The organism is Collinsella sp. CLA-ER-H9, assembly GCF_040092295.1.
Classification (GTDB): domain Bacteria; phylum Actinomycetota; class Coriobacteriia; order Coriobacteriales; family Coriobacteriaceae; genus Collinsella.
Genome location: NZ_JBBNLV010000027.1, coordinates 1 through 7779, shown reverse-complemented (window position 1 = coordinate 7779; position 7779 = coordinate 1). Strand labels below are relative to the sequence as shown.

General features: G+C 48.4%; 4 protein-coding genes. All 4 read left to right on the top strand.

Translation table 11 applies throughout. The annotated features are described in order from the left end of the window. The first annotated feature begins 97 nt into the window (after nucleotides 1-97). A complete protein-coding gene (locus AAAX73_RS09635; protein ID WP_349125771.1) occupies nucleotides 98-2515 on the top strand; it encodes a L,D-transpeptidase family protein in 2418 nt (805 codons plus the stop codon). Nucleotides 2516-2699: 184 nt separating this feature from the next. Further along, on the top strand, nucleotides 2700-5864 hold the full coding sequence (locus tag AAAX73_RS09630) for a hypothetical protein (protein WP_349125770.1): 3165 nt from the start codon (nucleotides 2700-2702) through the stop codon (nucleotides 5862-5864). A 369-nt stretch (nucleotides 5865-6233) separates the two neighbouring features. Then, nucleotides 6234-7643, top strand: a complete 1410-nt coding sequence (locus AAAX73_RS09625; RefSeq protein WP_349125769.1) for a hypothetical protein — start codon at nucleotides 6234-6236, stop codon at nucleotides 7641-7643. Between the two features lie 9 nt (nucleotides 7644-7652). Continuing rightward, nucleotides 7653-7779, top strand: a 127-nt coding sequence (locus tag AAAX73_RS09620; protein ID WP_349125689.1) for a sugar phosphate nucleotidyltransferase, incomplete at its 3' end; no start/stop codon positions are given.

The following is a 7779-nucleotide window of genomic DNA, read 5'->3' as shown; positions in this document are numbered from 1 at the left end:
ATCTCCACCGTTCCTTCAACTGGGAAAACGGCGCCCCCGGGCCCCAGGAGGGGCCGCGGGGGCGTTCGGCTAACTGCGGGAATGGCCTATTTGCTCAATGTGTTCGGCTGAGATCGGAAATCAACCCTCAAATGGTGAGCCTGCTGGAACTCAGGGCTATGCTTACCCGATTGAGGCTATTCAGATTAAGGTGATTCTGAAAAACGCTCAAGATGCGCCAGCGCGCGGCGACGCTTTTAAAGACCGTGCTCAAGAACCGCCTACTGTTTCTTATCGATCTCATGTCTCTAATGTTGGATGGACGAGTGCGGTTACGAATGGGAATACATCTGGTTTTATTAACTCAAGGAATGCAATTGAAGCGTTGACGCCTGGTGTTACTTGGTATGGACACGGAGGTTCTATCTCTTCTCGGGCACATGTGTCTGGCATCGGTTGGCAAAACTGGTCTTCAGGCACTATTGGAACGACGGGTCAGTCTCGGTCCATTGAGGCTGTCCAGTTTAGGTTGAACGGTGAGATAACTGATGTCTATGACATTTGGTACCGTGTCTATGCTTCTGAATTGGGCGGATGGCTTGGCTGGGCATCGAATGGGACTCCTGCGGGTTCCACGGCGAAGGGTGCCGCAGTCCAGGGCATTCAGATTTTGCTGGTCGAAAAGGGCGGCTCTGCTCCTGGCGATACAGCGACTCATTTCATTGGAGCTACAGATATTCTGAGCGGTAGCTCGCTTTGCCTTAACGGAAAAAGCCTGGGCTCCTTACGAGGCAAATCGATTTTATTGGGCTCCGAGAGCGGCTCTTCTGAACCTTTAACTTCGCTTTCAATCTCATTTGAAAATCAGGAAATTTCAGGATCAATCGGCTATTCTGGCTGCTTTGAATTTGGTGGATGGAGCGATGTTGTTTCTGATGGTGCCGCGCTTAACTCAAAAAATGATGGCCGCGCTTTGAAGGCTGTGAGATTGACTTTAACTGGTGATTTGTCAAATGCCTATGACGTTTGGTATCGCTGCTTTGACTCCAAAAAAGGTTGGCTTGGCTGGACTTGCAATGGTGCGGATGCGGGGGCAACAATATCCGGTTCATTCCTTACGGCTGTTGAAGTACGAATTGTCAGCAAAGGGAGCAATGCGCCCGGTGTAACGGATAGTGCATTTGTTTCCGATACTTCCACTGATAGCCCTCATGTAGTCTATCAGGCACATTCCGCTAACCGTGGGTGGTCTCCATCTGTTTTAGATGGGCAGAATGCCGGTACAACGGGAAAATCGCTTTCTCTTCAAGCTTTGAATGTGTCGTTGTCTGGCGTGGATGATGATTCTCTAATTGAGGCACGAGCCCATGTTGCCAATATTGGTTGGCAAGAATGGCGATCTGCCGGTTATGTTGGGACCGTTGGACAAGGATTGGCCATTCAGGCTCTTAAGCTGCGCTTAAATGGTTCCCTCGCGAATCAGTATGACATTTACTATCGAGTTCATTCGGCGGGCTATGGTTGGCTTGGTTGGGCCAAAAACGGCGATTCCGCTGGAACTACCGGGCTTAATATTCAAATAGAAGCTGTCCAAATTAAGCTTGTAGCGAAGGGCGGGAATCCTGGTGCGTCGTCTGCGCCCGCATTTATCTCGGTACCAGCCCTAACGCTCCAGGCGCATGTCGCCACGCTTGGTTGGATGAATCCCGTTGGCAACGGCGGCGTTGCGGGTACGACTGGCAGATCACTTGCGATTGAGGCACTGAAGCTAAGCGTCTCCAGTAGCGTATCGGGCGGTATTGAGTACTCTGCCCATGTGCAGGATGTGGGTTGGCAAGGCTGGACTTCCAATGGGAATGTTGCTGGTACGGTAGGCCGTGCTAAGCGCATCGAGGCTCTTAAGATTAGGCTGACTGGTGATCTGTCGAACTACTTTGATATCTGGTACCGAGCATATTGCCAAGACTTTGGGTGGCTCGACTGGACCTCAAATGGGCAGCCTGCGGGCACGTCTAGGATAGGCTGTAGAGTCGAGTCTGTTCAAGTGAAGATTGTTCCCAAGGGCGCTGGCGCTCCCGGTGCTACCGGGCGCCCGTTTACCGATCAGCCCTTGTTGCCTGCCGACATGATGGGCATGCTTAACCGGGCTAATAGATATTCGAGCAATACAAACTGGCTCATTATGGTTGACAGGCAAGCATGCCGCCTTGGAGTTTTTCGTGGACAGCGCGGGTCGTGGAGTTATGCTCAATACTGGACTTGCTCTACCGGCGCTCCTAGTACCCCAACGCCTACGGGTGAGTATACTGTCACCGGCAAGGGCTACTCGTTTGGACATGGGTATACCTGCTACTACTACACGCAGTTTTACGGGGACTATCTGTTCCATTCAATACCGTACTACCAGGGAACTTTTAATCCCATGGACAGCCGAATGGGAATGCATATTTCACAAGGCTGCGTGCGTTTGCCCATCGATCGCGCTAAATGGATTTGGGATAACGTGTCCCTTGCTACCAAGGTGGTAATTTACTAGCTATTTCGTAAACGGCGAGAGCTTGCTAGAGGGCCCTTTCCTGTTGTCGTAGTCTTGGCAACAGGAAAGGGCCCTTGCCGTTGAATTAGGCTCCTTTTTCTTCGTTCACCTAATTGGTAGCAACAATGAAGCCTACTCCCGATAGTATGGTTATTGACGACTGTCTATCTAGGAGGCGATTCCCTTGAAAAGGCAATTTAGAGCATTCATTGTTCTGATTTCCTGCTTCATGTCGATGGTGCTTTTGAGCCCTTTGGCTTGTTGGGCAGATCAAACTGTTGGTTCCAATGAATATGAATCCGTTCCAGAGACACAATCTGACTCTTCGGATCAAACTGCTGCTGCGGTCGATGAAGCGACGCCTTCGGTTGATGTTGCCGTGGAGCCTAAAGAGGCGGTCCCGGACGTCAGCTATAAATCTCACATTTCAGGCATTGGCTGGGAGTCAACGTTTACATCGAATGGCTCGATTTCTGGCACAACGGGCCAGTCTCGTAGGCTTGAGGCAATCAGGGTTTCCCTCCCTAATTCAGAAGACCTTGGTATCGAATACCGCTCTCATGTTCAAAATGAAGGCTGGCAGGGTTGGGTTTCTAATGGAGCTGTCTCCGGCACAACAGGGAAGGGCCTTCAGATTGAAGCCGTCGAGCTCAAGCTGACGGGTGACAGGTCTGCTTCTTATGACCTGTATTACCGAGTTCATGCTTCTAATTTTGGCTGGCTTGGATGGGCCTCGAATGGATCAACCGCCGGAACTACAGGCTGGTCCTATGCCGTTGAAGCAATGCAGATCGTTATTGTAAAGAAGGGTGATGCGGCTCCCGGCGATACCGCTGGTGCTTATGTCCCGTATGTCTTTAATTGCTCTCTTTCTCAGGTTGGGGATACGACTAAAGTGACCCTAAATATTCCGCAGGCTGAGGATATAAAACGACTCGGTATCGCTGATTCGATAAGGGTGGCGGGTACCATGTCGTATGGAGGGAAGGTTACCCGTTCTGTTTCCAGTACGATTGCACTCGGAGATTTGGATTCCAGTTCCAGTGAAATTGAATTTAGCAATTATGGTCCGTTTGACGTTACGTTGCAGTATTTGAAGAACGGAAACATCGTTCATGAGGATCATCAATCAATTGGCATTTCTGCGAGCGAGTACAACCTTGCTCCTTTGAGTGCTTCTTTCCCCGTTGTTCTCTATTCGCTTTCTTTCTGGGATATAAGCACCTCTTCTGCTGGAACGAGCATTCCGTCGATTGTGATGCTCGATCGTCCAAGTGCCTATAACTGGAACTCGCTTCCATCCGGGATGTATGGCCTTCCGTATCTGACTCATGAGGAGAATGCTTCTGGTTCGAGCTATCAGGCGTTCGCGGATTATGTCGCTGCTCTCTACAAGATCAATCCCAAGGCGAAGTTCAATCTGTATATCAATGACATCACCTGCTCGTTGATCCATAGGATGATTTATGCCAATAAGATTCCCGCCGGCCAGTACTCTATTCGTCTGTTGTCCGATGGATCTGCCACGTATGTATTTACCAACGAGGCCTTCGACGTTAAGGATCCAGATTCTAAGCAAGCTGAGCTGATTGCTTCTTGGAATGCTGCCAAGAAAAAAGAATACGAAACCGGTGAGGTTTCAAAGTCGTATAGCGATTATCACGATCACTGGGATTCTATGTATGCCGTGCTGAGCATTGAGCCCGGGACTCAGTGGTGGATGACTCGCACCAATCTGTTTACAAGCGGTGACGATAATGTCTTTGCGAGTAAGATCGCATCCGATCCTAACGTTAAGAAGATGAACGTTTCGAGCATGCTTACGAGCTTGCAGAATAGGGGAGAAGATACGGTCCAAGCGTTTAAGGCCCTGTATAACTTTAACGATGGTTATTTTGATGCGGCGACTCAACAGGGCAAAAAGGTAATGATGCTGCTTGGAACGTACGTTTCTTATGAGCAGAATTTTGACGACTATGCCAACTTGACGGAAGTTATCTATGGCGATGACTATTTGTATTATTACAAGGGGCACCCGAACACACCGACAGGCATGTATCCCCAAAAGCAGGAGCAGCTTGACCGTCTGGACATTACCGATGTCGATTCTTCCGTTGCTGCAGAGCTGATTCTCTTCTTTAATCCGGAGATCGGCCTGTCTGGATATGGGTCTAGTACGTATAACTCGGCCAGCGCCGATGCTGCTGGTGGACTTTGGAACTCAACGAAGACCGAGGCCTTGAAGCCGGGTGCCGTTATCGATTATTCGATTATGGATTGGTTTGCTTCTCCGGTTACCGAAGAGACGGATGCTGCAATCAGATCCCTTTGCAAGCAGGGCGACTCTTGCTATCTCGTAGAGTTTTCGGATTCCATCCTTGCTTCGGCAAATTACGACTTTGCTATTTATTCGCACAATAGCGGCGCTCTGACTTATTTCAAGAAGGACGAGTCGGGCTACGACGTCGTCAAGGTGTCACGAGGCTCGCTTGATGTTTTGGCAACTTCGCATGTTTCGAATGACGGTTGGCAGTCGGCTTCCAAGGGCGGAAATGTTTCTGGCACCGTTGGTCAGTCCAAGGCTGTCGAGGCTATTACTCTCAACCTGCAGAATGCTCCCTACGATGGCAGCCTGGAGTACAGGACGCATGTTTCCGATTACGGTTGGCAAGACTATGTGAAAGAGGGAGAAGTCTCCGGTACTACGGGTCAGAGCAAGTCCGTCCAGGCTATCCAAATTCGACTTACTGGTGAGATGGCCAATCGTTATGACGTTTACTATCGCGCTCATGTTCAGGACAAGGGCTGGCTTGGCTGGGCCTGCAATGATCAAGTTGCCGGAACGACTGGTTTCGATTTGAGGCTCGAGGCATATCAGGTCGTTTTAGTTGAAAAGGGTTCGCCCGCTCCTGGGGATACAGGTCAACCTTCTATTCAGAGAACGTTTTCAATCAGGGCTCATGTTTCAAACCTTGGTTGGCAGTCGCCTGTTTACGAAGGCATGACCGTTGGCACAACTGGTCGAAACCTTGCTGTTGAGGCGTTGACGATTAGCAAGCCTGATCTTGGGTATTCTGGCGGCATTGAGTATCGAGCTCACGTTCAGAATATCGGCTGGCAAAAGTGGGTCAAGAACGGCAAACTGGCCGGCACCACTGGAAAGTCTCTTGCTATTGAGGCTGTAGAAATTAAGCTTACGGGAGATCTTGCCAAGCATTATGACGTTGTCTATAGGGCGCATGTGCAAAACAAGGGCTGGCTTGATTGTGTTAAGTCAGGCGAGTGCGCCGGTACAACTGGTGAGGCCCTGCATATGGAAGCGCTTGAGGTTAATTTAGTTGTGAAATAGCCACCTATGGTTTAGCTGTCTTCAACTTGATGCGTCGGTTGGTATTATCCGAGAGGCGAGACCTCAAATCGATACAGTACTACTGAATTCTGTTTGAGGTGACATTTTTGTTTCCTTTCTGACGCCTATCACTCGATTAGTTTGATGCTGCATTTAAAACGCCGCGCCTCAGTACGTGCAATTGGGGCGCGGAACAATAGCTGTAGTTTGATGATGGAGAACTTCTGATTTGCTTTAGAAAAATGGATTACGATTACGAAATATAGGCCAATTCCGTTGTTCATTTAATTAAGAAAACTATTCCGGAGGATTTGATATGCTTAGAAGATGTTCGTTTAACGACTTGATATCTATTAATTGGGGATTGGCTTGAACACTAAGAAAATTGCTAGGGATATGGTCTTTGCCGTATTTGCACAAGGTTTAAGCACAGCCGTTAGTGTCATACTGACCCTTCTTTTGCCTAAGGTCCTGGGTGTTGCCGAGTTTGGATATTGGCAACTGTTCATTTTCTATCTTAGCTACGTTGGATTCTTTCATTTTGGGATTAATGACGGCGTCTATCTCATTCATGGCGGAGAGACCCGGGATGCGCTCGATAAAAAGGCGATTAACTCCCAGTTTCTGGTCAGCATTTTTTATCAGGCAGTAATCAGCGTTGCGGTAATACTTGTCGCCTTATTTGGGCCTTTTGAGACGCAGCGCCAGTTTGTTATTGTCTGGATTGGCATAATTCTGCTTGCAAATAATTGTTCGTTCTATTTGGGATATGTATTTCAGGCGGTAAATGAAACCGCGCTGTTTTCTTTTTCGGCAGCGCTTGACGCCTTGGCCTTTTTTGCGGCTCTGATCATTCTGGTTGTTTTCGGAGTTGATTCGTTCGAGCCCTATATTATTTTTTATACTCTGGCCAAATACCTCAGATTAGTTTATTGCCTGTATAAAGCTAGGGATATTCTGTCTGCTGGGGTTTTAGCGCACTCTGAAAGTGTTAAGGAGTCGATTGAAAGCGTTCGCGTTGGCATCAAGTTGATGTTTGCCAACATAGTAAGTAGTTTGATACTTGGTGTTGTTAGGTTTTTTGTTGATTTGAACTGGGGAATTGAGGTCTTTTCAATCGTCTCCTTTTCTCTATCGATTGCTGCTTTTTTCCTGACGTTCCTGACACAGGTTAGCATGGTGCTGTTTCCGAATTTGAAACAACTCGATCGTCATGGCTGCTCGAGCGCCTTTTGTATGATGAGGGACATTCTCGATTTGCTGCTTCCGGCGGTGTATATCCTTTATGGCCCCATAACGGTTGTTCTCAATTGGTGGCTTCCCCAGTATGCGAGAAGCATCCAGCTATTCGCGGTCCTATTCCCGATTTGCGTTTTTGAGGGGAAGATGGACATTGTCGGCACGACTTTTTTCAAAGTTTTGCGTGAAGAAAAACGGCTGTTAGAGGTTAATTTAGCAACTCTTCTCTTTAGCTTCGTGTGCACTCTGTTTGGTACTTATGTGGTTAAGTCGGTTGAATTTGTTCTCTTTTGCGTCGTAATTGCACTCGCGTCCAGATGCTTGTTGTCAGAACTGCTAATTGGCAGAACGCTCAATGTTTCTCGGACTAAATTGTCATTTGTAAGTGCCATATTGAGTCTTGGATTTGTAATTAACGCGCAATTGTTTACCCCACTTTTGACCTCTGTCATCTTTCTATTCGTATATTCAGCCTATCTAGTCATTAATAAGACGGTTTTTTGCAGGGTGTTCAAACTCAACGATATTTTGGAAAGTTAAGGAGTCGCTATGAAAGGCATCATCCTCGCCGGCGGGTCCGGCACGCGCCTGTACCCGCTCACGCTCGTGACCTCCAAGCAGCTGCTGCCGGTCTACGACAAGCCCATGATCTACTACCCGCTCAGCACACTCATGC

What these genes read in the sequence shown, in the direction of transcription:
- AAAX73_RS09635 (WP_349125771.1), top strand. Translation starts at nt 98, where the DNA reads ATGTGTTCGGCTGAGATCGGAAATCAACCCTCAAATGGTGAGCCTGCT.